Source organism: Bacillus cereus group sp. N31 (assembly GCF_016483245.1).
Lineage (GTDB): Bacteria > Bacillota > Bacilli > Bacillales > Bacillaceae_G > Bacillus_A > Bacillus_A toyonensis.
Genome location: NZ_JAEHCH010000007.1, coordinates 128,051 through 152,242 on the forward strand (window position 1 = coordinate 128,051; position 24,192 = coordinate 152,242).

The following is a 24,192-nucleotide window of genomic DNA, read 5'->3' on the forward strand; positions in this document are numbered from 1 at the left end:
ATAAAATGCCTCCCTTACGATTCTACAATTCTTCAACAATTATGTTGTGGTTCGTATAAACACAAATATCGCCTGCAATTTCTAGACTCGCTTTCGCAATCTGCTTCGCAGTTAAATGTTCACTTGCATATTGTTTTAAAGCACGACCTGCAGAAAGTGCATAATTTCCACCAGATCCAATTGCTAAAATACCATCATCCGGTTCAATTACTTCTCCTGTGCCCGAAACAAGGAGCATAGTTGTTTTATCCATGACAATGAGCATCGCTTCTAACTGACGCAGCATTTTATCCCCACGCCATTGTTTCGCCATTTCAACTGCAGCACGCTGCAAGTTCCCGTTATACTCTTCTAATTTCCCTTCAAACATTTCAAAAAGAGTAAATGCGTCCGCAACTGAACCTGCAAAACCAGCTAAAACTTTCCCTTGGAAAAGTCTACGAACTTTACGAGCTGTATGTTTCATTACAACAGCATTCCCCATCGTTACCTGGCCATCTCCAGCCATTGCACATTCTCCATTATGATGAACTGCAAATATCGTTGTAGCGTGGAAATTTCCCATAGAAAAAACTCCTTTATATGTTTTTATAGCTTTAAAAGCAATTTATGCCCGCGGGTGATGCTTCATGTAAACAGAACGCAATCTTTCTTTAGAGACATGCGTATAAATTTGTGTCGTCGACAAATTTTCATGACCTAACAGCTCCTGTACAGTACGTAAATCTGCCCCTTCATCTAACATGTGTGTAGCAAATGTATGCCTTAACATATGGGGACTTATCCGCATTGTCAATGAAGCCTTCTTAATGAGTTCGTTTAATACATAGCGCACACCACGACTTGTTAGCGGCGTACCTTTCGCATTTAAAAATACCATATGAGATTGTTCTTCAGTCTTGTTAGCTAACTGTTTTCTCCCGTTCTCCATATAAGTAATTAAAGCATCTTGTGCATAACTTCCGAACGGAATATACCTTTGTTTTTTTCCTTTTCCCATCACTAAAATTGTTCCCACTGCAAAGTCAATATCGGTAAGTTGTAGGTTGACACATTCACTCACACGGATCCCCGTCGCATACATCAACTCTAATAAAGCTTGATTCCTTTGACCTAGCGGCGTTTCCGTATCAGAAACTTCAAATAATTCCTCTAATTCTTCAGCATATAAAAACTTTGGGATTGACAATTCTTTTTTGGGGAGTGACGCAAGTGCAAACGGGTTATCTTTCCGATAACCTTCACGCATTAAAAAACGATATAAACTTCGTAAGCTTGACACTTTTCTTGCGACAGATTTACGGGCTAACTTTTCATCGTGCAACGTCGTTAAGTACAAACGAACATCCGCGTATGTAACATCTAAAAAAGAGGATATGCCTTCTCGCTCCATAAATTGCACAAAATGTTCTAAATCATTTTGATAACTTGCAATTGTATATTTTGAATAATTTCTTTCAATTTGTAAATATCCAACGAATAATTGTAACAATTTCTTCACATTCACATAACTCACCTCAATAAAGGCTACTAAATCGTATCACAACTTAGTAGCCTTTGCAAGAAATTTAACTAAATATTTACAAAATTTTGAATTGTTTCTAAAGCGCGTGTAGCATACGCTTCATTTCGTTCTGCCTTCTTTTTGATCTTCTTCTCTAACGGTGCAAATAGACCAAAGTTTGCATTCATAGGCTGGAAGTTTTTCGCATTTGTCGCAGTAATATAATTTGCCATACTTCCCATTGCAGTTACAGGTGGTAATACAACTGGCTCTTCGCCTTTTACAAGTCGAGCAGCGTTAATACCTGCTAATAACCCTGATGCCGCCGATTCAACATATCCCTCTACTCCAGTCATTTGACCAGCAAAGAATAAATCATCACGTTGTTTATATTGATACGTCGGACGAAGTAAATTAGGCGAATTAATAAACGTATTACGATGCATTACACCGTAGCGTACAATTTCTGCGTTCTCCAGTCCTGGAATTAACTGTAACACTTCTTTTTGTGGTCCCCACTTTAAATGCGTTTGGAAACCTACGATATTGTATAACGTTCCCGCTGCATCATCTTGACGTAACTGAACAACAGCATATGGCGTTTTCCCTGTTTTCGGATCTTCTAATCCAACAGGTTTCATTGGTCCAAATACTAGCGTCTGTCTTCCTCTGCTTGCCATAACTTCCACTGGCATACAACCTTCAAAGAAAATTTCCTTTTCAAATTCTTTTAAAGGTACTGTCTCAGCAGCAATTAAAGCCTCATAAAAACGATCAAATTCTTCTTCTGTCATAGGACAGTTTAAATATGCCGCTTCTCCTTTATCATAACGAGACTTTAAATATACTTTGTTCATATCAATGCTGTCTTTTTCAACGATTGGTGCTGCTGCATCGTAGAAATAGAAATAATCTTCACCTGTTAGTTCTTTTAATTGTGCAGCAAGATCAGGAGATGTAAGTGGACCTGTTGCAATAATTGTTGGTCCTTCTGGAATTTCAGTAAGCTCTTCATTCACTACAGTTACATTCGGATGATTCTTTACGTATTCAGTCACTTTAGCTGCAAACTCATGACGGTCAACTGCTAAAGCTCCTCCAGCTGGCACAGAGCACTCATCAGCTGCACGAATAATGACAGAATCCATTAAACGCATTTCTTCTTTAATAACTCCAACGGCATTTGTTAATGTGTTTGCACGTAATGAGTTACTGCACACTAATTCAGCAAACTTATCTGTGTGATGAGCTGGCGTTTGCCTTACTGGTCTCATTTCATATAATTTTACTTGGACACCACGTTTTGCAATTTGGTAAGCTGCTTCACTTCCTGCAAGACCTGCGCCAATGACGTTTACTACTTGTGTTGTCATATATATCACCTTTCCTTTTCTTCCCGAAAAAAATGTGAGCAGTTACGCTCACATTTGTTGTTCTTCTTCATAATCACACGAAATACATTGTACTTGCACGCCTTTTTTCAACTTCTTCTCTACAAGCATCCCTTCACACTTCGGACATTTACGGCCAATCGGCTTATCCCAAGATACAAAGTCGCATTCTGGATACGTACCGCATCCGTAGAAAAGACGTTTCTTTTTGTTACTACGACGTTCAATAATTTGTCCTTCTTCACACTTCGGACAAATTACACCGATTTCTTTCACAATCGGTTTTGTATTACGACAATCAGGGAAATTCGAGCAAGCCATAAACTTCCCATATTTACCCATTTTAAAGACCATTGGATGACCACATAATTCACAGTCTTCCCCAGCTGGTTCATCTTTAATTTCCACTTCACGCATTTCTTTTTCCGCTTTTTCTAAGCGCGGTTCAAATCCTACGTAGAAATCATCAACAATTTTCACCCAATTCGCATTTCCTTCTTCCACTTCATCAAGGCTTTGCTCCATGTTAGCTGTGAATTCAATGTTAATAATTTCTGGGAAAAACTCTAAAATAAGTTCGATTACTATTCCACCCAATTCAGTTGGAACGAAACGTTTATTATCTAAAGCAACATAACCGCGTTTTTGAATTGTTTCAAGTGTCGGCACATAAGTGGATGGTCTTCCAATCCCAAGTTCTTCAAGTGTTCTTACTAAACGAGCCTCTGTATAACGTGGCGGTGGTTGGGTATAGTGTTGTTTCGGCTCTATATCTTTTGAAAATACCGTTTCTCCCACTTCTAACGGTGGCAACATCTTATCCTTTTCTTCCGCACCATCATCTTTTGACTCAACATACACTTTCATAAACCCCGGGAACTTTACAACCGAGCCACTTGCACGGAACTGAACATTGTTATTAATGAGTTTCGCTGTAACAGTATCCATTATAGCAGACGCCATTTGACTTGCAACAAATCGCTCCCAAATCAATTTATACAACCGAAGTTGGTCACGACCTAAGAAACTTTTTAGTTCCTCTGGCTTTCTCATTACCGAAGTAGGACGAATTGCCTCATGCGCATCTTGTGCATTTGATTTTTTCGTTTCTTTCTTCTTCTCTGTTCCTATGTATTCCGCACCATACGCCTCAGTAATGTAAGTACGAGCCTCTGTTTGAGCTGTTTCTGAGATACGCGTTGAGTCAGTTCTCATATACGTTATAAGACCCACAGTCCCTTGTTTCCCAAGATCTATCCCTTCATACAGTTGCTGTGCAAGCATCATTGTTTTCTTTGCTCGCATATTTAACTTACGTGCTGCTTCTTGTTGCAAGGAAGATGTTGTAAACGGTAAAGCAGGATTACGTTTTCGCTCTTTTCTCGTTACATTTTCAACTGAAAACGCATTATCTTTCATCTGTTCAATTATTTCATTCACTTGCGTTTCATTCGTTAATTGAACCTTTTCACCATCTACACCGTAAAAGCTTGCTTCAAATGTATCTTTCCCTTTTACAAACTCTGTTTTAATTGTCCAGAATTCTTCAGGCTCAAAGTTTTGAATCTCCCTTTCACGTTCGATAATTAAACGAACTGCTACAGATTGTACACGACCTGCACTTAATCCTTTTTTTACTTTCTTCCATAATAAAGGACTAATATTGTAACCAACTAGACGATCAAGTATACGTCTTGCTTGTTGTGCATCTACTAAATCCATATTAATTGCACGAGGATGTTTAAATGATTCTTTTATTGCATCTTTTGTAATTTCATTGAAGACAACTCGACAATCTGATTCAACATCCACATTTAACGTATTCGCTAAATGCCAAGCAATTGCTTCTCCTTCACGGTCTGGATCGGCCGCGAGATAGACTTTCTTTGCTTTTTTTGCCGCTGATTTTAAATCTTTTAAAACGGGACCTTTACCACGAATGGTAATATACTTCGGGGTGAAGTTGTTCTTTACTTCTATCCCCATTTGGCTTTTAGGTAAATCGCGAACATGTCCCATGGACGCAACGACTTTGTATTTTTTCCCTAAATATTTCTCAATGGTCTTCGCCTTAGAAGGCGACTCCACGATTACGAGGTAATCTGACATGCTAGTGCCTCCTTAAGAGGTGGATTCAAGTCTTCATTAATCTTATTGATTTCTCTTGTTTTTGTCAATCAAGAATGAATATACCATACAGTGCCAATCTACCATTTGTCAATAATTGTTTAATAAAAACATAAAAATATAAGGTTAATTTATTATTTCTTCAAAGATATCCTCTGCATTTCGTACTAGTTTTGCACCTTGTTGAATAAGCTGATTCGTTCCCGATGCACTATCAATAAATATTGGTCCAGGAAGCGCAAATACCTCTCTATTTTGCTCTAATGCAAGGTCTGCCGTAATAAGTGACCCACTTCTTGATTTTGCTTCTACAACTAAAACCCCTTTACTTATCCCGCTAATAATTCGATTTCTTTTTGGAAAATACCATTTTTTCGGTGCATAGTGCGGAGGATACTCTGTTAATAGCAATATATATTCCTCCCACTTTTCATATAAACGTCTATTCTCTTTCGGATACATATAAGATAATCCGTGTCCCAATATCGCAATAGTCGGACGATGTTTCTTTACTGTAACTTCATGAGATATTGTATCTATCCCTTTTGCAAATCCGCTCACAATAAGCCATTCTCTTTCTAATAAAGGATGTAAAATAAACTCCATACTCTCACGACTGTATAACGACGGTTCTCTCGTTCCAACAACCGCTAATTTATTTACTTTATTTAGAAAATTCTTCTCTCCTTTTCCATATAAAACAAAAGGAGGGTCTTGTATTTCACGTAATAATTGCGGGTAATTTTCATCCCATATAGTCACATAAAAGATTTGATTTCTCTCTAAATAAGATATATATTGCAAAAGGTTTGAATTTTGGAGGAAATGTACTAGTTCTGCAGATTTTTTCGGGGATATTCCAGTGTAGTTTTCTATTTGTTTTTGGTTAAAATTGTATATTACCTTCAATTCTGGATCGACATATAGCAGCCTCTCCATCGCCTTCCAATGATCCGCTAACACGTAATGAAGATGTAATAATCGCTCTCTTTTCATCCTAATTCTCCTTACCCATAATTTTTATTATGTAAACAGAAAAATTGTAAAAAGACACCCTCAAATAAGAAGGTGCCTTTCAAAAAGATTAATAGTTTTTACAAGTTTCAAATAATCCCTTTTCTTTTAAAACAGAGATTAACGTTTCACCCATAACAGCTGGTGTTTCAGCCACTTTAATACCACAAGCTTCCATTGTTTTAATCTTTTCAGCAGCAGTTCCTTTGCCGCCAGAAATGATTGCCCCCGCATGACCCATACGTTTGCCTTCAGGCGCTGTTTGGCCACCAATGAAGCCTACAACTGGTTTTGTCATATTAGCTTTTACCCATTCAGCTGCTTCTTCTTCTGCCGTACCTCCGATTTCACCAATCATAATTACAGCATGTGTTTCTTCATCTTCATTAAATGCTTTTAACGCATCAATAAAGTCTGTACCGTTAACAGGGTCCCCACCGATACCTACAGCAGTAGATTGGCCAATACCTTCTTGTGTTAACTGGTGTACAGCTTCATATGTTAATGTACCAGAACGAGATACGATACCTACATGACCTTTTTTGTGAATGTATCCTGGCATAATACCGATTTTACATTCATCAGGTGTAATGACACCTGGGCAGTTTGGTCCAAGTAAACGTGTATGTTTACCAGCCATATATCTCTTTACGTTAACCATATCTAATACAGGAATTCCTTCAGTAATACATACTACTAAATCAATCTTCGCATCAACTGCTTCCATAATTGCATCAGCAGCAAAAGCGGGTGGAACGTATACAACTGAAGCGTTTGCGCCTGTTGCTTTCACAGCATCTTCTACTGTATCAAATACTGGTACACCTTCAATATCAGTGCCGCCTTTACCAGGTGTTACACCACCGACAATTTTCGTACCGTATTCAATCATTTGTTTTGTATGGAATAATCCTTGAGAACCAGTAATACCTTGAACAATAACTTTTGTATCTTTATTAACTAATACGCTCATTTTTCTCCCCCGCTTTCTATTAGCCCACTAGTGAAACAATTTTCTGTGCACCGTCTGCCATAGATTCTGCTGCAACAATATTTAAGCCAGACTCATTTAAAATTTTCTTACCTAATTCTACGTTTGTACCTTCAAGACGTACAACTAAAGGTAATTCAAGACCTACTTGCTTCGTTGCTTCAATAACACCTTCTGCGATAACATCACACTTCATAATGCCACCAAAAATGTTAACGAAGATACCTTTTACATTTTTGTCAGAAAGGATAATTTTGAATGCTTCTGTTACTTTTTCAGCCGTTGCACCGCCACCAACATCTAAGAAGTTAGCTGGGTCACCATGGTAATGTTTAATGATATCCATTGTAGCCATCGCTAAACCTGCACCATTTACCATACAACCGATATTTCCATCTAAAGGAATGTAGTTTAAGTCATATTTAGATGCTTCAACTTCTTTTGAATCTTCTTCATCAAGATCACGCAGCTCTAAAATGTCTTTATGACGATATAATGCATTAGAATCAAAGTTTAATTTTGCATCTAACGCCATTACTTTACCGTCACCTGTTGTAACAAGTGGATTAATTTCAGCGATAGAGCAATCTTTTTCAATAAACGCACGATATAAGCCCATCATAAACTTCACAGCTTGTCCTACAAGCTCTTTTGGAATATTGATGTTAAATGCGATTCGACGCGCTTGGAAACCTTGTAAACCTACTGCTGGATCAATATATTCTTTAAAGATTTTTTCAGGTGTTTTTTCTGCTACTTCTTCAATTTCTGTTCCACCTTCTTCAGATGCCATTAAAACAACTTGAGAAGTTGCACGATCTAACACTAGACCTACATAATATTCTTTCTTAATATCGCAACCTTCTTCGATAAGTAAGCGTTTTACTTCCTTACCTTCAGGACCTGTTTGATGCGTTACAAGTGTAGTTCCTAAAATGCTTTCTGCATATGTACGAACTTCTTCTAAATTTTTCGCAACTTTTACACCGCCAGCTTTGCCGCGTCCACCAGCGTGAATTTGCGCTTTAACTACACATACATCCGTTCCTAATTCTTTCGCTGCTTCTACAGCTTCTTCTACTGTAAATGCAACTTTCCCGTTCGGAACGCTAACCCCATAGCTTTTAAGGACTGCCTTACCTTGGTACTCATGGATATTCATGGTCCCATCCTCCCCTGTTTTCCTGTTTTACTCGAAAAGTTTTTTAATGTTTAAAAAACATTACATTGCCATTGTATAAGATGATTGGCACGCTGTCTACAATAAAGTGTCAGAAAACTGAAATCGCTTTATTCTTTTTCGAAAATAATAATGTTCATATACCAAAATAAAAAAATAAGCTGTATATTCACAGCTTATTTTTGAATCATATCTTTAATTGGCGCAAATGATTTCCGGTGTTCCTCTAATACTCCATGCGCTTCAATCGCTTCTAAATGCTGTTTCGTTCCATACCCCATATGTTGTCCAAATCCATATGCAGGATACTTTTCCCCTAGCTCTTTCATCATACGATCTCTCGTCACCTTCGCAATAATAGATGCAGCTGAAATAGAAACACTTTTCGCATCACCTTTAATAATGGATGTTTGTGGAATTGATGTAGGAAGCTTCATCGCATCAATTAATAAATATTGTGGTGTACAAGATAAATTCGCAACAGCATCTAACATCGCTTGTTTCGTCGCTTGATAAATATTTATCTCATCTATGACTTGCGGTGATACAATTCCAACTCCAATCGCAATTGCTTGTGCTTTTATTTCATCATAAAAACGCTCTCGCTTCGCTTCACTCAGCTTTTTTGAGTCATCTAACCCTGGAATATAAAAATTATCTGGAAGAACGACAGCTGCCGTCACAACGGGCCCAGCTAATGGTCCACGCCCTACTTCATCAATGCCAGCAATATATGTGATTCCTTTTTCACGTAACGCATTTTCATACTTAGACATTTCTAGAAATTTTTCTTTTTCCTTTTGTGCTAACTCTTTTTGTTTGTACCACTTCAAAATAAGTTTTTGAATGCCCTTTCGTTCATCTTTCATTAACATTTGAAAGCGATCATCTTCTTCACTCATAATTTCTTGCAGTAAATTCTCCGCTTCTTGTATTGTCATTTTTTGCATATAAGTACACTCCTTTATAAACGTATACAAAAAGAAAAGACGCACAAACGCACGTCTTATACTTCTTCTATTTTCTCTACCTCTTCTACTTGCTCCACAAACTCTTCTGGTGTTTCAAACGTCATTTTACCAAGTTTCCCACCGCGAAGTTCACGAAGTACCAGTTCAGATGTTTTATCATAATCAATCATTCCGCCGCCCATTAAACAGCCTCTGTATTTTCCAATTGCATCAAATAACTCTACAATATCTTCTGGAATTTCATCTAAATTATATCGCTCTTTTAAACGTTCTGGATAGTGTTTCTCCATAAAACGTAATGCATAAACAGCTACATCTTGTAAATTTAAAATTGAATCTTTAATTGCACCCGTTGTCGCTAAACGAAGACCCACTAATTGATCTTCAAATTTAGGCCACAGAATACCTGGTGTATCTAACAGTTCCATTTCTTTCCCAACTTTAATCCATTGTTGAGCTGTTGTCACACCTGGACGATCTCCTGTTTTAGCAATGTTTTTCTTCGCCAATTTATTAATTAACGTAGATTTACCAACATTCGGTATACCGACAATTAAAGCACGAATTGCTCTCGGTCTAATCCCTTTCGCAACCATCTTATCAAACTTCTCTTTAACAAGCACTTTACAAGCCGCAGTAATTTCCTTCATACCTTGTCCAGCTTGCGCATTAATTGAAATTGCCATATGCCCTTTTTCTTTAAAATATGCAATCCATTCTTTCGTTAGACGATCATCTGCCATATCCGCTTTATTTAAAACAACAAGCCTTGGCTTATGTGTAATAATCTCATCAATCATCGGGTTTCGAGATGATAATGGTAATCGAGCATCTACAAGTTCAATTACAACATCAATTAATTTTAATTTTTCTGTTACTTGGCGTCTAGCCTTAGCCATATGCCCTGGAAACCATTGAATTACCATGTTGCCACCTTCTTTTTCATTTATTTCACAATACGTGCATCTTTTAACGGCCAATATAGCATATTGGCTTTACCAAGTACTTGATCCATTGAAATCGTACCAATCGAACGGCTATCTTTACTAAAACGACGATTATCCCCTAAAACAAATAATTGATCTTTTGGAACAGTTTTCTTTCCCGTCATTTCTTCAAGAGTAAAATCATATGTAAGCGGTCCATCAGCAAGCTGTTTTTTCTGCTTATCTAAATACGGCTCCTCATAAACCTTTCCGTTAACATATAGTTTGTCATTCCGATACTCTATTTCATCGCCTGGCAGGCCAATAATACGCTTAATATAATCTTTATCTTCCGTTGCACGGAATACGATAATATCGAAGCGTTTTGGGTCTCCTATGTGATAACCAATTTTATTTACAATCATTCGATCTCGATCATGTAAAGTTGGCGCCATTGATACCCCATCTACGAGAATTGGTGCAAAGAAAAACTGTCTAATAACACCAGCTAATACAACAGCAATCAAAATTGCTTTGATCCATTCCCAAAGTGAACTCGTCTCTTTTTTCATGTATTTCCCCTCCACGGTTATGTAAGCTGCTCGTATTATACCAAAATTTTATATAGATTGGAAAAAGGGAGCTTGCGCATTTACAAGCTCCCATACATGTCTTATCGAATTTCTTTAATACGTGCTTTTTTACCGCGAAGGTTACGTAAGTAGTATAACTTAGCACGACGTACTTTACCACGGCGAAGTACTTCGATGTTCGCGATTCTTGGCGTGTGAACTGGGAATGTACGCTCAACACCTACACCGTAAGAAATCTTACGAACTGTGAATGTTTCACTGATTCCGCCACCACGACGTTTGATTACAACACCTTCGAAAAGCTGAATTCTTTCACGAGTTCCCTCAACTACTTTTACGTGTACACGTAAAGTGTCTCCAGGACGGAATGAAGGAAGGTCAGTTTTTAATTGGCCTTTTGTAATTTCTGCGATTAATTGTTGCATATTAAATTCTCTCCTTTAAACAGATGCTCTTATAAAGTCTTATTAAATTACAGCGGAACATCGTTAATACGGCTACTGATTTCAGTAGCACAAATGTTATAATAGCATATTGCTAGGACTGTTGCAATAGAAAATATATGAAGCCCTTATTGTTCTTCTTTAATCTGTTCCAACCATTTCTTTTCTTGCTTAGATAATTCTCTTTCTTCCAATAAATCCGGTCTACGTGTGTACGTACGACGCAAGGATTCTTTATGGCGCCATTCATCAATATTTTTATGATTTCCTGACATTAAAACATCTGGTACCTTCATACCACGAAAATCAGCAGGACGTGTATAATGTGGATGTTCCAATAACCCTGTACTAAACGAATCTTCCACTTGTGAAGCATGATTTCCTAGTACTCCTGGCAGGAGACGTACTACACTATCAGTAATAACCATAGAGGCTAATTCTCCACCTGTTAATACGTAGTCACCAATAGAAATCTCATCAGTTACGAGATGCTCACGAATCCGTTCATCATACCCTTCATAATGCCCACATACAAAGATTAAATGTTCTTCCTCTGCAAGCTCTTCCGCTTTCTTCTGAGTAAATCTTTCCCCTTGCGGACACATTAAGACAACTCTCGGCTTACGCTCTGTTTCTTTCGTTAAATCTTCCACCGCATCAAAAATAGGCTGAGGAGTAAGCACCATACCAGCACCTCCGCCGTAAGGATAATCGTCTACACTATTATGCTTACTCGTTGTATAATCACGAAAGTTAACAACACGAAGGCTTACCGCTTCTTTTTCTTGCGCCTTCTTTAAGATGGAAGACCCAAATACACCGGTAAACATGTCTGGAAACAACGTTAAAATATCAATTTTCATTATAGTAGCCCTTCCATTACATGAATGGTTACTAATTTATTTTCAATATTAACTTGAAGTACAACATCATCAATGTAAGGAATTAAAAGATCTTGGCCCTTTGGACGTTTAATTACCCAAACATCATTTGCACCAGGAGATAGAATCTCTTTAATCGTTCCTAACGCTTCTCCTTCTTCCGTAACAACACTGCAACCAATAATTTCATGATAGTAGTATTCACCTTCAGCAAGTTCGCCTAACTGCTCTTCTGGTACTTTTATTAAAGAACCTTTAAACTTTTCTGCTTCATCTACATTGTTGTATCCTTCAAATGTTAATAAATCAAATGTCTTATGTTGACGATGAGAAGTTACCTTCACCGGAAGGAAGTCTGTACTTTTCTCATTCGATATGTATAGAGTGTTTCCTACTTTATATCGCTCTTCCGGAAAATCAGTACGAGAAATAACACGAATTTCTCCTCTTACGCCATGAGTATTTACAATTTTCCCTACATTAAACCATTTTGTCATAAATAGTATGTCACCCCTGGTTTCTATATAAATTAAGCATCTCCATTTCACATATGGAACATGCAACTTCTCTTTAAATGTTAAAAAAGGGAGAGGATATAACTCCTCGCCCTTTTTACGTTTATTGAATTTCCAGTGTTACTTTTTCATCATTATGATGTCCCACTGAATACAAGAGCATTCGAATCGCTTTCGCAACTCTCCCTTGCTTACCAATGACTTTTCCAACATCCTCAGGATGTACAGTTAATCGATACTTTATCTCTCCGTTGTAAAGTTCCTGTGTAACTTTTACATCTTCAGGATGATCGACAAGAGGCTTGACAATCGTCTCGACTAACTTCTTCATAGTCATTGCCTCAATTACTTACCTTGTTTAGATAAGTGGAATTTCTCCATGATACCTTGGTTAGAGAATAAGTTACGAACTGTATCAGATGGTTTAGCACCGTTTCCTAACCATTTTAATGCTGCTTCTTCGTTGATCTTAACTTCAGCTGGTTGAGCAACCGGATTATAAGTACCGATTTCCTCAATGAAACGTCCGTCACGAGGAGAACGAGAATCTGCAACAACTACACGATAGAAAGGAGTTTTTTTAGCTCCCATACGTTTTAAACGAATTTTAACTGCCATTTTATAAAGCACCTCCGAATTTATTTCACACAGATAATTATATTAGCAAAAAGACTATTGCTTTGTAAAGTATTTTTTCTTAACAGAGCCATCTTTTTTTCTTACATGAATGGAAACTTCATTCCACCTAGTCCTTTTTTCTTACCTTTTTGCATTCCAGTCATCGTTTTCATCATTTTCTTCATATCATCGAATTGCTTGATTAGACGATTGATTTCTTGTACGGTTGTACCGCTACCTTTGGCAATGCGTTTTTTTCGACTAGCGTTAATTATTTCCGGTTGTTCACGTTCTAATTTAGTCATAGAACGAATAATTGCCTCAATATGCCCAATTTGCTTTTCATCAACTTGCGCATTTTTCAGCCCTTTAATTTTATTTGCACCAGGAAGCATCCCTAACAATTCGTCAAGTGGTCCAAGTTGACGCACTTGTCCAAGTTGTTCTAGGAAATCGTCAAGTGTAAACGAAAGCGTACGCATTTTTTGCTCAAGTTCTTTTGCTTTCTCTTCATCAACTGTAGCTTGCGCTTTTTCAATTAATGTTAAGACGTCGCCCATCCCTAAAATGCGGGATGCCATACGTTCTGGATGGAACGCTTCAATCGCATCTAGTTTTTCACCCATACCAGCAAATTTAATTGGTGTATTTGTTACAGCCTTAATAGATAATGCCGCACCACCGCGCGTATCACCATCTAGTTTCGTTAATACAACACCCGTTAACCCTAACTGATCATGGAAACTTTGTGCAACATTTACCGCGTCTTGTCCTGTCATCGCATCGACAACAAGGAAAATTTCATCCGGATTCGCAACTTCTTTCACTTTCGCTAATTCATCCATTAGTTCTTCATCAATATGCAGGCGACCTGCTGTATCGATTAAAACATAATCGTGATGATCTTCTTTTGCCTTTGCAATCGCTTGTTTCGCAATTTCAACAGGACTTACTTGATCTCCTAAAGAGAAAACAGGCATGTCCAATTGCTTCCCTAATGTTTCAAGCTGTTTAATCGCTGCTGGACGGTAAATATCCGCTGCAACAAGCATCGGTTTACGATTATGCTTTTTACGAAGCAAATTCGCAAGCTTACCTGTTGTCGTCGTTTTACCCGCACCTTGCAGACCAACCATCATTATAACAGTCGGTGGCTTATTAGCAACAGCAATTTTGCTTTGCTCTCCGCCCATAAGTTCTGTAAGTTCTTCCTGTACAACTTTAATTACTTGTTGTCCAGGTGTCAAACTTTTCATTACATCTTGTCCGACAGCACGCTCAGACACACGCTTTACAAAATCTTTTACTACTTTAAAGTTAACATCCGCTTCTAAAAGAGCTAGACGAACTTCTCTCATCATTTCTTTCACATCGGCTTCAGAAACTTTTCCTTTGCCGCGGATTTTTTGCATTGTCTGTTGAAGTCGGTCGGCTAATCCTTCAAATGCCATATTGCCGCCCTCCTAATCTAATTTTTCGATAGCTTCAACAACTTGTTTCATTTCTTCATTCACATGCTCTTCTTCGCTGATTAGCTGTTTTAGCTTTGCAACAAGTCGCTGTCGCTCTTGAAACTTTTGAAGTAATACTAATTTATCTTCATATTCTTCAAGCATCGCTTCAGTCCGTTTAATGTTATCATACACGGCTTGGCGACTTACATCAAATTCTTCCGCAATTTCACCAAGAGATAAATCATCTAGATAATAAAGCGACATATAACTTCTTTGTTTTTGCGTTAACAACGATTGATAAAAATCAAATAAATAGTTCATTCTCGTTGTTTTCTCGAGCATGTTGGATCATCCTTTGTTAAGTGATTTCCCTTTACATCAATTAGTTTACATGGAGTATAAAAGAGTGTCAAGTTTTTTTCTTAACATCACTTATTTTTTATAGAAAAAGAAGCGGTAATACCGCTTCTTTCATTTATACTTCTTCTGTTTCTACTAAATTTGCAAATAAACCATACACATATTGTTCTGGATCAAACTGCTGCAGATCATCCATTTGCTCTCCTAAGCCAACAAATTTCACCGGTACATCCATTTCGTTACGAATTGCTAATACGATACCACCTTTAGCAGTTCCATCTAACTTCGTTAAAACAATACCAGTAACATTCGTTGCTTCACGGAATGTTTTCGCTTGACTTAGACCGTTTTGACCTGTTGTTGCATCAATAACTAGTAACACTTCATGAGGAGCTCCTGGTACTTCACGCTCAATTACACGCTTCACTTTCTCTAACTCTTTCATTAAGTTCACCTTATTTTGCAAACGTCCTGCTGTATCACATAGTAATACATCTACTTTACGCGCTTTTGCAGCTTGTACAGCGTCATACATTACCGCTGCAGGGTCAGAACCAGACCCTTGTTTAATGACTTCTACACCAACGCGATCGCCCCATACTTCTAATTGTTCAATCGCGCCAGCACGGAACGTATCTCCTGCTGCCAATAGGACTGACTTACCTTCTGATTTAAATCTATGTGCCAGTTTACCAATTGTCGTCGTTTTCCCTACACCGTTAACACCTACAAATAAAACAACTGTTAATTGATCTTCTTGCATATTGATTTCATTACTAAAGTCGCTGTCACCTTTATAAATGCCAACTAACTTTTCCGAAATAACAGCTTGTACTTCTTTTGGGTCCTGAATATTTCGGCGCTGCACTTCTTCTTTCAACTGGTCAATTAATTCCATTACAGTCGAAACCCCTACGTCTGCGCCGATTAAAATCTCTTCTAACTCTTCAAAGAAATCTTCATCTACTTTACGGTAACGATAGACTAAATCATTTACTTTATCCGCAAATGAATTTCTCGTTTTTTCCAATCCGTGTTTAAATTTCTCTGTTACTGTATCCGTTTGTTTTGAAATTTTTTCTTTAAGTTTTTTAAAAAAGCTCATGCTTCCCATCCTTCCTATTTACTCGCCACAAGTTCTTCCCCGTCATCTAAACGAACAGAAACAAGCTTAGATACACCTGATTCTTGCATCGTTACACCATACAATACATCAGACTCTTCCATTGTACCTTTCCTGTGTGTAATTACAATAAACTGCGTCTCATCACTAAATTTCTTTAAATATTGCGCAAAACGAGCAACATTCGCTTCGTCTAGAGCCGCTTCTACTTCGTCTAGTACACAGAATGGTACTGGGCGTACTTTTAAAATACCAAATAAAAGCGCTATTGCCGTTAAAGCACGTTCTCCACCTGACAGTAAACCTAAGTTCTGCAATTTCTTTCCTGGTGGTTGTGCAACAATATCAATACCAGTATTTAATATGTCTCCAGGATCCGTCATTACTAAATCCGCTCTACCGCCTCCGAATAATTCAGTAAATACAGATTGAAACTCCGTTCGAATCCCTTCAAAAGTAGTAGAAAAACGTTTCTTCATTTCTTCATCCATCTCAGTAATAAGTTGGTGCAATGTCGCTTTCGCTTCCTCTAAATCATCTCGTTGCTCTAGTAAGAACGTATGACGTTCCGCTACTCGCTCGTATTCATCAATTGCACCCAAGTTTACTGTACCTAACTCTTCTATGGATAGTTTTATTAATTTCACCTTTTTACGCGCATCTTCTGCAGGCATCGTCATTGTATACTTCAGTTTTGCTGCTTCAAATGAAATCGTATATGTTTCACGTAAATGTTGCAATCTATTTTCCAACTCAACATCAAGTCGGTTAATTTTCACTTCTTGATCTTTCAACAACTCAAGAATATATTTATGTTTGCCTAACGTTTCCTTCACATTGCGTTCTAAATGCTCCACTCTCTCTTGTAATGATATACGTTGTTCACGGCGAGAGCGAATTAATTCTGAAGTTTGATTACGATCATATGCTTTTTTCTCAATCATATTCGTAATTTGTTCTTCACCACTTGAATTAGATGTCATTTCTTGCTTTAAGAATGCTAAATCTTCTTTTGTTTTTACAAGTGTTGTATCAGTTTCTTCTTTTTCCTTCGTTAATCGTTCAACTTTTTCTTTTTGATTAGACAAACGTTGTTGTTGTTCAGCCGCTTGTACTTTCAGCTCAGTCATTTCCTTCTGAACTTTTTCTTTTGAAGAATGTTGCTCACTTTTTTGTTTCGTTAACGCGACGATTTTGCTATCTAATTCCGAAATCTCTGCTTGAAGAGTTGCTAAAATCTTTTCTAACTCTCCTTTACGTCCTTGCATTTTCACTTGATCTTGTAAAAATCCTTCTATCTCTAAGTCGTATATAGATAAGCGATCATTAATTCGATGTTCTTCTAATTCTAATTGATTAATTTCTTCTCTTAATTTTTGTTCATCTACACGCTCAGTTTCTACACCTTGGCGTAGTTCGCGTATTTGTACTTCTTTTTCTTGAATCTCTTGCTTTACTGCTTTAACAAAGTTTTCTAGCTTCGTTGTTTTTTCTTCCATATCAGTGAGCTTTTTAGTCCATTCTTCAAGTTCACGCTGACGTCCTAATAAAGAAGATTTCGCCTGTTTTACAGCTCCACCAGTCATTGAACCCCCAGGATTCACTACGTCACCTTCAAGTGTTACAATACGATAGCGATATTGTAATTGTTTCGCTAATTCATTTGCACCGCGTAAATCTTTCGCAACAACAACTGTACCTAATAGGCTCGAAACGACATTCTCGTATTTATTATTGTACTGCACAAGTTCTGCCGCTACTCCTACAAACGATGGATGTTGATTCACAACACGTAACTGTTCAAATGATAACGATCTACTTTTAATAACAGCTTGCGGTAAAAACGTTGCACGTCCATGTTTATTCTGCTTTAAAAATGCAATTGCATTACGAGCATGTTCCTCTGTTTGTACAACGATATGCTGCATTGCTGCACCTAGAGCAATTTCCATTGCAACTTCATATTCTTTCGGTACCGTTAACAGTTCCGCAACAGCACCCTCGATACCTTGCAACCTATTTTCTCTAGCTTTCAATACTTCACGTACACCTTGGTAGAAACCAGAATAGTCCTCTTGCATCTCTTCTAGCATTTCTTTTCGTGAGCGCGCCTGTTGTACAAATTGATATGCTTGATACAGTTTTGTTTCATTTTCACTATACTGCGTCTTACATTTCCCAAGCGCCGCTTCTGTTTTCTGTATGTTCGAAATGATACCAGCTATTTTTTCTTTCACTTGTTCATAACTTTCAACAAGTTTCGTCTTTTTCGCTGTGATTTCCATACGCATTTCTACATATTTCGCATTCTCTTCATCAAGACGTTCATTTTTAGAGTTTTGCTGTTTAGACTGTTCTTCAATCATAGATAATTCATTACGCTGACTAGCTTGTTGATTTAAAAGTTCAATATAATCCCCTTTTAAATTTTCAATCTGTTCCTCTAAATTATCCGCAAAAGTTGCAAGCAGTTGTTCATTATCAAGCAAATTTCTCTCCAATTCTTTTACTTGATCTACAAATTGCATTAACACTTCTGTACTTGATTCAATTTCACCATCATAACTTTTAGCTTTTTCTGTCAATTCAACAATTAACTGTTCAAGTTGTGCACAATGCGTCGTAGCATTTTGCTTCCTCTCTTTTAACAGCTCACGTTGTCCTTCTAATTTTTCTAGCTCTTTGCTAGAAAGAAGAAGAACTTCTTGCAAGGAATCTACAGACTCATCTACCGCTTGTAATTGTCCACGTAATTCCTCAAGCTCTTCTTCACTTTTTTGTAAATGCGTTGACATTTTAGCTTCTTCGTTTTTATTATGCCCAAACTGACTTCGAAGCGCTTCCCATTTCTCATGCAATTCTTCAATTTCATGTACAATAAGCGCAGCTTCTACTTTCTCTAACTCTTCTTTTTTCTCGAGATAATCTTTCGCAATAGATGCTTGTCTCTCTAACGGTTCTACTTGAATACTCAATTCATGAATAATATCTTGTACACGATTTAAGTTTTCTTGTGTATCCGCTAATTTCCCTTCAGCTTTCTTTTTACGAAGTTTGTATTTCAGCACACCTGCCGCTTCTTCAAATACACCGCGACGTTCTTCTGATTTACTACTTAAAATCTCTTCCACTTTCCCCTGACTAATAATTGAAAAGGCTTCTCTTCCCATGCCAGAGTCCATAAATAAATCGATAATGTCTTTCAATCTACAAGATTGTTTATTTATATAAAAGTCACTATCACCTGAACGAGATACACGGCGCGTTACACTCACCTCGTTATATTCAATCGGTAAACGTTGATCTTCATTATTTAAAGTTAATGTTACTTCAGCTACATTAACCGCTCTCCTCGTTTCACTACCGGCAAAAATAACATCCTCCATCTTTGCACCACGTAATGATTTTGCAGATTGTTCACCAAGTACCCAGCGAATTGCATCAGTAATATTACTTTTCCCGCTCCCATTAGGCCCTACTACAGACGTAACACCTGGAACAAAATCGACAGATACACGCTCAGCAAAAGATTTAAATCCTGCTATTTCTAATCTTTTTAAAAACACGAAAGGTCTTCCTCCTATTCTCCGTTGTTATATACGTTGTCTGTACGAAACCAAGCTATAATACGGATTTACTTTCCTTTCATTTATCTACAAAAGAAAAGTTTCATTCTATGCATAAGGAATCCCCCTATTCAAAGGGGGATTCCTTATAGTTGTTCTTTTAATTTTTTCAATGCTTCTGCAGCAGCTTGTTGCTCTGCTTCTTTTTTCGACTTACCACTACCAAGACCTAACGCTACATTATTTAATGTAACACGTGACACAAATTCTCGATTATGGGCTGGTCCTTTTTCTTGCAAAATTTGATACTCAATGTTGCCACTACCATCACGCTGGATCAATTCTTGCAATTGACTCTTATAATCCATCACATGAGAAAAAGCACCTTCATTAATTTTCGGATACACAATTTCTTTTAAGAATCCCCAAACTGTTTCTAGCCCTTGATCAAGATAAAGGGCACCAATAAACGCTTCAAAGACATCCGCTAATAAAGCTGGTCGTTCACGTCCACCTGTCATTTCTTCACCTTTCCCTAATAAAACAAGGCTTCCAAATGACAGCTCATTTGCAAAACGAACAAGAGATGGCTCACATACAATAGCTGCACGTAGTTTTGTTAACTCTCCTTCGCTCATTGTCGGATATTTTTGAAACAGATACTGCGATACAGTAAGTTCCAATACTGCATCACCAAGAAATTCGAGACGCTCATTGTCTTCATGCGGTTTTTTTCGATGCTCATTCACATACGATGAATGCGTAAATGCTTGAGTCAATAATTTTTCATCTGTAAACGTAATACCTATCTTTTCTTGAAACACTTTAAACGCTTCACGGTATTTTGTTTCGTATTTTTTTTCTCTATATTTTCGGTACGGCATAGGTCCCTCCAGATATAAGCCGAGAAAGCCCCGCTAAATAACGGGACTTCACTTAAGCATTATAGATGACTCTCTATGTAAGTCACAGCATCGCCAACAGTAGCAATCTTTTCAGCATCTTCATCAGAAATTTCCATTTCGAATTCATCTTCTAATTGCATTACAAGTTCTACTACATCTAGGGAGTCTGCGCCTAAATCTTCTTTAAAGCTTGCAGCTGGTACTACTTCAGTTTCTTCTACACCTAAACGATCAACGATGATTTTTGTTACACGCTCTAAAACATCTGCCATTCCATTCACCTCCCCTCAAATATTATATTAAATATTGTCCAAAAAAACTAGATGAAATCGATTCTTTTATTACATTACCATTCCGCCATCAACATTTAACGTTTGTCCTGTAACATATTTGCTTTGATCCGAAGCAAAAAACGTTACAGCATTCGCGATATCTTGCGCTTCACCAAACTGTGCAGCCGGAATAACTTTTAACATTTCACCTTTTATATTTTCATCTAATACGTCCGTCATATCAGTTGCAATAAATCCAGGAGCAATTGCATTTACAGTTATATTTCGACTTGCTAATTCTTTTGCTGATGTTTTTGTTAATCCAATTACACCAGCTTTAGCAGCAACATAATTAGCCTGCCCTGGATTTCCTACAACACCAACAACAGAAGCAATATTTATTATTCTACCATGACGTTGGCGCATCATATAACGAGATACTGCTTTTGTACATAAGAATACACCTTTTAAGTTTGTATTAATAACTGTATCCCATTCTTCTTCTTTCATACGCATTAATAAATTATCTTTTGTTACGCCAGCGTTATTTACAAGAATATCGACTTGTCCAAATGTATCTACTGTTTGTTTCACCATATTTGTAACATCTTCAGCATTTGCAACATCTGCTCTTACCGCAATTGCATCTGAACCTAATTTCTTGATTTCATCTACTACTTCATTCGCCTTTTGTTCATTACCAGCATAATTTACTACTACATTTGCCCCTTGTTTCGCTAAATCGATTGCAATCGCGCGACCAATTCCACGTGAAGCACCAGTTACTAATGCTACTTTCCCTTTTAACATCAGTTTTCTCCTCTCAAATTTGAAATGGTATCTTTTAATGTCGCTTCATCATATATGGCATATGCTTTCACTGATGAATTAATCGACTTCATAAGCCCAGCAAGTACTTTTCCAGGTCCAATTTCAATAAATATATCCACACCTTGTTTCACCATAGTTTCAATAGATGGGTACCATAATACAGGTGAATACAGTTGTTCAATTAGCTTCTCTTGAATATCTGCACCACGTGTAATAACATCTGCTGTAACATTTGCTATAACAGGAATATTCGTATCCTGAATTGTAATTTCATTTAACACACTTTGAAACTTCTCAGCAGCTGGCTTCATAAGAGAGGAATGAAATGGTCCACTTACTTTAAGCGGAATTGCTCTTTTAGCACCATTTTCTTTCGCTCTTTGAGAAGCAAGTTCTACCCCTTGATTTGTTCCAGAAATTACAATTTGCTTCGTACTATTCATGTTTGCAATCTGTACTGCATACCCTTCACTTGTTACTTCTTCTGTAACTCGTTTCAGCATATCTGGATCAGCACCTAAAATAGCTGCCATTGCCCCTTCCCCACCAGGAACGGCTTCTTCCATATATTCGCCACGTTTTCTTACAGCATATACAGCATCTTCAAAAGTTATAGCACCAGCTGCCACAAGAGCGCTATATTCACCTAAACTATGTCCTGCTACAAAATCAGGTGTAATGTCATACTCTTTCAAAGCTGTCAAAATAGCAAAACTGGTTGTTAATAATGCAGGTTGTGCATTTGTCGTTAATGTAAGCTTTTCCTGCGGCCCTTCAAAAATCACCTCTGAAAGTGAATCGTGTAACACCTCATCTGCTTTCGCAAACACTTTCGCAACCTCGTTATTATTCTCCGCTAACTGTCTACCCATTCCAACTGCCTGTGAACCTTGGCCCGGAAAAAGAAATGCTATTTTTCCCATTTCAAATCCTCCTCTTATTGAAGCGGCTCCTTCTCCATTACACTTGAAATTGTAGGAATTACTTCTTTCGCTACCATTTCTCTCGTTTGACGAATCGCACTAAATATCGATTGGTCATTTGAAGAACCGTGAGCCTTAATGACAGGAGCTTTCAATCCAAACAATGCGGCTCCTCCATACTCCGAATAATCCATTTTATCTTTTAATACCATAAGTTTTGGTTTTAATACCGCTGCTGCTAATTTGCTCGTAAACGAACTCATTAATTGCTCTTTTAACATAGAGAATAGCGCAAGTGCTGTTCCTTCTAGTGATTTTAGAGCTACGTTCCCTGTAAAACCATCACACACAACAACATCTGCTACACCTTGCAATAAATCTCTTGATTCAACGTTTCCAACAAAATTAATTGGTGCATCTTTGAGCATAGCAAAGACCTGTTTTGAAAGCTCGTTTCCTTTTCCATCCTCTGTTCCAACATTTAAAAGTCCAACACGAGGGTTTTTAATTCCTCTTACCTTCTCTGCGTAAACAGAACCCATCACTGCATATTGATATAAATGAACTGGTTTTGCATCAACGTTTGCTCCAACATCTAACATAACAAAACCTTCTCCATCAACAGTTGGCATTGTCGGTGATAAAGCTGGTCGTTCAATTCCTTCCATACGACCGACAACAAATAATCCTGCTGCCATTAAAGCCCCTGTACTACCTGCTGATATACAAGCATCTGCAATACCATCTTTCACTTGCTGCGCTGCTAGTACCATTGAAGCTTGTTTTTTTCGACGAACCGCCCTTACTGGCTCATCTGTCGATTCAATTTTTTCGTCTGTATGAAGGATAGTAATTCGCTCTTCACTCGTTAAGTATTGACGGATTTCTGCTTCTTTCCCTACTAACGTAATATGTAAATCTGAATATTCCTTAATAGCTTTCATTGCTCCTAATACTACAGCCTTTGGAGCGTGATCTCCGCCCATTGCATCTATTGCGATTTTCATAAGTTGTTACCTTCCTCACTATTATTACTAGATCGATACATTTCAAAAGTGCCTGTAAAAACAAGTTCTTCTCCAACAAAGCTACGCACTTTGACAACCGTCCGTCCTTTATCATTCTCTACATCTTCAACGCGCGCTTTTGCAACTACACGTTCTCCTAATTTTACAGGACGAATGTATCGAATGGTAGACTTTGCAGTTAAAGCTAATTCTTCATCAATAACTGCAACAGCTAGTGAGTTTGCTTGCGCAAACAAATGATGCCCACGAGCAATTTGATTTCTTTTAAATACATGTTCTACCTTTACTTCAAAGATAGATATCGCATGTCTATCTAATTCTATATCGATAATTTCTCCGACAACCTCTTCTAACGGTAAAGATTTCACATCTTCTTCATGTTGTTTTGTAGCCACATGCTTAATTCGTTCTCTCAATTCAGGAATAGATAACTCCATACGATCCAGACGAACAGTCTGTATGCTCACTTGAAATTTTTCTGCTAAATCTTCATCCGTTATAAAAGGATTCGTTTCTATTGTTTGTTGTAATAATTCTTGTCTTTCTTTTTTACTTCTTCTCTTTTTCATACCGCAC

Annotated in this window: 25 protein-coding genes; all 25 read right to left on the bottom strand. The window is 37.6% G+C overall.

Annotated elements, in window-relative coordinates; genetic code table 11:
• Positions 1-22: 22 nt before the first annotated feature.
• Positions 23-565, bottom strand: coding sequence for an ATP-dependent protease proteolytic subunit HslV (gene hslV / locus JDS81_RS12045; protein WP_000526274.1), 543 nt, complete (start codon positions 563-565; stop codon positions 23-25).
• 42 nt (positions 566-607) lie between these two features.
• Positions 608-1,507 carry a tyrosine recombinase XerC gene (xerC, locus tag JDS81_RS12050; protein WP_001101240.1) on the bottom strand — a complete coding sequence of 300 codons (900 nt, stop codon included), beginning with the start codon at positions 1,505-1,507 and terminating at the stop codon, positions 608-610.
• Positions 1,508-1,572: 65 nt separating this feature from the next.
• Positions 1,573-2,877 (bottom strand): FADH(2)-oxidizing methylenetetrahydrofolate--tRNA-(uracil(54)-C(5))-methyltransferase TrmFO, encoded by a 1,305-nt coding sequence (gene trmFO / locus JDS81_RS12055; RefSeq protein ID WP_000212000.1) that lies wholly within the window; start codon positions 2,875-2,877, stop codon positions 1,573-1,575.
• Between the two features lie 48 nt (positions 2,878-2,925).
• Positions 2,926-5,004 carry a type I DNA topoisomerase gene (gene topA / locus JDS81_RS12060; protein ID WP_001286961.1) on the bottom strand — a complete coding sequence of 693 codons (2,079 nt, stop codon included), beginning with the start codon at positions 5,002-5,004 and terminating at the stop codon, positions 2,926-2,928.
• A 144-nt stretch (positions 5,005-5,148) separates the two neighbouring features.
• A complete protein-coding gene (gene dprA, locus JDS81_RS12065; protein ID WP_000818051.1) occupies positions 5,149-6,018 on the bottom strand; it encodes a DNA-processing protein DprA in 870 nt (289 codons plus the stop codon).
• Between the two features lie 88 nt (positions 6,019-6,106).
• Positions 6,107-7,009, bottom strand: coding sequence for a succinate--CoA ligase subunit alpha (gene sucD / locus JDS81_RS12070; RefSeq protein WP_000115185.1), 903 nt, complete (start codon positions 7,007-7,009; stop codon positions 6,107-6,109).
• Positions 7,010-7,028: 19 nt separating this feature from the next.
• Entirely contained in the window at positions 7,029-8,189 is a 1,161-nt protein-coding gene (gene sucC, locus JDS81_RS12075; RefSeq protein ID WP_001020779.1) for an ADP-forming succinate--CoA ligase subunit beta, read from the bottom strand.
• Between the two features lie 194 nt (positions 8,190-8,383).
• The gene (locus JDS81_RS12080; RefSeq protein ID WP_001171133.1) at positions 8,384-9,157 is read right to left on the bottom strand and encodes a ribonuclease HII; all 774 of its coding nucleotides are present in this window, start codon (positions 9,155-9,157) and stop codon (positions 8,384-8,386) included.
• Between the two features lie 56 nt (positions 9,158-9,213).
• A complete protein-coding gene (ylqF, locus tag JDS81_RS12085; protein ID WP_000236689.1) occupies positions 9,214-10,104 on the bottom strand; it encodes a ribosome biogenesis GTPase YlqF in 891 nt (296 codons plus the stop codon).
• Positions 10,105-10,124: 20 nt separating this feature from the next.
• Positions 10,125-10,676 (bottom strand): signal peptidase I, encoded by a 552-nt coding sequence (lepB, locus tag JDS81_RS12090; protein ID WP_000712442.1) that lies wholly within the window; start codon positions 10,674-10,676, stop codon positions 10,125-10,127.
• 101 nt (positions 10,677-10,777) lie between these two features.
• On the bottom strand, positions 10,778-11,122 hold the full coding sequence (gene rplS, locus JDS81_RS12095) for a 50S ribosomal protein L19 (RefSeq protein WP_001186517.1): 345 nt from the start codon (positions 11,120-11,122) through the stop codon (positions 10,778-10,780).
• A gap of 146 nt (positions 11,123-11,268) precedes the next feature.
• Positions 11,269-12,003: a tRNA (guanosine(37)-N1)-methyltransferase TrmD gene (trmD, locus tag JDS81_RS12100; protein ID WP_000686907.1), complete on the bottom strand. Its 735-nt coding sequence runs from the start codon at positions 12,001-12,003 to the stop codon at positions 11,269-11,271.
• Positions 12,003-12,518, bottom strand: a complete 516-nt coding sequence (gene rimM / locus JDS81_RS12105; protein WP_000170280.1) for a ribosome maturation factor RimM — start codon at positions 12,516-12,518, stop codon at positions 12,003-12,005. The genes trmD and rimM overlap by 1 nt, the downstream gene beginning before the upstream one ends.
• A 121-nt stretch (positions 12,519-12,639) precedes the next feature.
• Positions 12,640-12,867, bottom strand: coding sequence for a KH domain-containing protein (locus JDS81_RS12110; protein WP_000737399.1), 228 nt, complete (start codon positions 12,865-12,867; stop codon positions 12,640-12,642).
• A gap of 14 nt (positions 12,868-12,881) precedes the next feature.
• On the bottom strand, positions 12,882-13,154 hold the full coding sequence (rpsP, locus tag JDS81_RS12115; RefSeq protein ID WP_000268750.1) for a 30S ribosomal protein S16: 273 nt from the start codon (positions 13,152-13,154) through the stop codon (positions 12,882-12,884).
• Positions 13,155-13,255: 101 nt separating this feature from the next.
• Positions 13,256-14,605: a signal recognition particle protein gene (gene ffh / locus JDS81_RS12120; protein WP_000863463.1), complete on the bottom strand. Its 1,350-nt coding sequence runs from the start codon at positions 14,603-14,605 to the stop codon at positions 13,256-13,258.
• Between the two features lie 12 nt (positions 14,606-14,617).
• Complete coding sequence (locus JDS81_RS12125; RefSeq protein ID WP_000891061.1) at positions 14,618-14,950, bottom strand: putative DNA-binding protein; 333 nt, start codon at positions 14,948-14,950, stop codon at positions 14,618-14,620.
• Between the two features lie 133 nt (positions 14,951-15,083).
• A complete protein-coding gene (gene ftsY, locus JDS81_RS12130) occupies positions 15,084-16,073 on the bottom strand; it encodes a signal recognition particle-docking protein FtsY (protein ID WP_000007643.1) in 990 nt (329 codons plus the stop codon).
• A 14-nt stretch (positions 16,074-16,087) separates the two neighbouring features.
• Positions 16,088-19,657, bottom strand: a complete 3,570-nt coding sequence (gene smc, locus JDS81_RS12135) for a chromosome segregation protein SMC (RefSeq protein ID WP_097954015.1) — start codon at positions 19,655-19,657, stop codon at positions 16,088-16,090.
• A 146-nt stretch (positions 19,658-19,803) separates the two neighbouring features.
• Positions 19,804-20,541, bottom strand: a complete 738-nt coding sequence (rncS, locus tag JDS81_RS12140) for a ribonuclease III (protein WP_001146877.1) — start codon at positions 20,539-20,541, stop codon at positions 19,804-19,806.
• Positions 20,542-20,600: 59 nt separating this feature from the next.
• Positions 20,601-20,834 (bottom strand): acyl carrier protein, encoded by a 234-nt coding sequence (acpP, locus tag JDS81_RS12145; protein WP_000786062.1) that lies wholly within the window; start codon positions 20,832-20,834, stop codon positions 20,601-20,603.
• Positions 20,835-20,903: 69 nt separating this feature from the next.
• The gene (gene fabG / locus JDS81_RS12150) at positions 20,904-21,644 is read right to left on the bottom strand and encodes a 3-oxoacyl-[acyl-carrier-protein] reductase (protein ID WP_000911780.1); all 741 of its coding nucleotides are present in this window, start codon (positions 21,642-21,644) and stop codon (positions 20,904-20,906) included.
• Positions 21,644-22,588 carry an ACP S-malonyltransferase gene (gene fabD / locus JDS81_RS12155; RefSeq protein ID WP_097954016.1) on the bottom strand — a complete coding sequence of 315 codons (945 nt, stop codon included), beginning with the start codon at positions 22,586-22,588 and terminating at the stop codon, positions 21,644-21,646. The genes fabG and fabD overlap by 1 nt, the downstream gene beginning before the upstream one ends.
• A 14-nt stretch (positions 22,589-22,602) precedes the next feature.
• Entirely contained in the window at positions 22,603-23,595 is a 993-nt protein-coding gene (gene plsX / locus JDS81_RS12160) for a phosphate acyltransferase PlsX (RefSeq protein WP_000684090.1), read from the bottom strand.
• Positions 23,592-24,185, bottom strand: coding sequence for a transcription factor FapR (gene fapR / locus JDS81_RS12165; protein WP_000747351.1), 594 nt, complete (start codon positions 24,183-24,185; stop codon positions 23,592-23,594). Before fapR ends, plsX begins: the two co-directional genes overlap by 4 nt.
• Between the last annotated feature and the right edge of the window lie 7 nt (positions 24,186-24,192).

Coding starts and splice junctions, on each gene's coding strand:
- hslV (WP_000526274.1), bottom strand. CDS start 565: ATGGGAAATTTCCACGCTACAACGATATTTGCAGTTCATCATAATGGA.
- trmFO (WP_000212000.1), bottom strand. CDS start 2,877: ATGACAACACAAGTAGTAAACGTCATTGGCGCAGGTCTTGCAGGAAGT.
- topA (WP_001286961.1), bottom strand. CDS start 5,004: ATGTCAGATTACCTCGTAATCGTGGAGTCGCCTTCTAAGGCGAAGACC.
- dprA (WP_000818051.1), bottom strand. CDS start 6,018: ATGAAAAGAGAGCGATTATTACATCTTCATTACGTGTTAGCGGATCAT.
- sucD (WP_000115185.1), bottom strand. CDS start 7,009: ATGAGCGTATTAGTTAATAAAGATACAAAAGTTATTGTTCAAGGTATT.
- sucC (WP_001020779.1), bottom strand. CDS start 8,189: ATGAATATCCATGAGTACCAAGGTAAGGCAGTCCTTAAAAGCTATGGG.
- JDS81_RS12080 (WP_001171133.1), bottom strand. CDS start 9,157: ATGCAAAAAATGACAATACAAGAAGCGGAGAATTTACTGCAAGAAATT.
- ylqF (WP_000236689.1), bottom strand. CDS start 10,104: ATGGTAATTCAATGGTTTCCAGGGCATATGGCTAAGGCTAGACGCCAA.
- lepB (WP_000712442.1), bottom strand. CDS start 10,676: ATGAAAAAAGAGACGAGTTCACTTTGGGAATGGATCAAAGCAATTTTG.
- rplS (WP_001186517.1), bottom strand. CDS start 11,122: ATGCAACAATTAATCGCAGAAATTACAAAAGGCCAATTAAAAACTGAC.
- trmD (WP_000686907.1), bottom strand. CDS start 12,003: ATGAAAATTGATATTTTAACGTTGTTTCCAGACATGTTTACCGGTGTA.
- rimM (WP_000170280.1), bottom strand. CDS start 12,518: ATGACAAAATGGTTTAATGTAGGGAAAATTGTAAATACTCATGGCGTA.
- JDS81_RS12110 (WP_000737399.1), bottom strand. CDS start 12,867: ATGAAGAAGTTAGTCGAGACGATTGTCAAGCCTCTTGTCGATCATCCT.
- rpsP (WP_000268750.1), bottom strand. CDS start 13,154: ATGGCAGTTAAAATTCGTTTAAAACGTATGGGAGCTAAAAAAACTCCT.
- ffh (WP_000863463.1), bottom strand. CDS start 14,605: ATGGCATTTGAAGGATTAGCCGACCGACTTCAACAGACAATGCAAAAA.
- JDS81_RS12125 (WP_000891061.1), bottom strand. CDS start 14,950: ATGCTCGAGAAAACAACGAGAATGAACTATTTATTTGATTTTTATCAA.
- ftsY (WP_000007643.1), bottom strand. CDS start 16,073: ATGAGCTTTTTTAAAAAACTTAAAGAAAAAATTTCAAAACAAACGGAT.
- rncS (WP_001146877.1), bottom strand. CDS start 20,541: ATGCCGTACCGAAAATATAGAGAAAAAAAATACGAAACAAAATACCGT.
- acpP (WP_000786062.1), bottom strand. CDS start 20,834: ATGGCAGATGTTTTAGAGCGTGTAACAAAAATCATCGTTGATCGTTTA.
- fabG (WP_000911780.1), bottom strand. CDS start 21,644: ATGTTAAAAGGGAAAGTAGCATTAGTAACTGGTGCTTCACGTGGAATT.
- fabD (WP_097954016.1), bottom strand. CDS start 22,588: ATGGGAAAAATAGCATTTCTTTTTCCGGGCCAAGGTTCACAGGCAGTT.
- plsX (WP_000684090.1), bottom strand. CDS start 23,595: ATGAAAATCGCAATAGATGCAATGGGCGGAGATCACGCTCCAAAGGCT.
- fapR (WP_000747351.1), bottom strand. CDS start 24,185: ATGAAAAAGAGAAGAAGTAAAAAAGAAAGACAAGAATTATTACAACAA.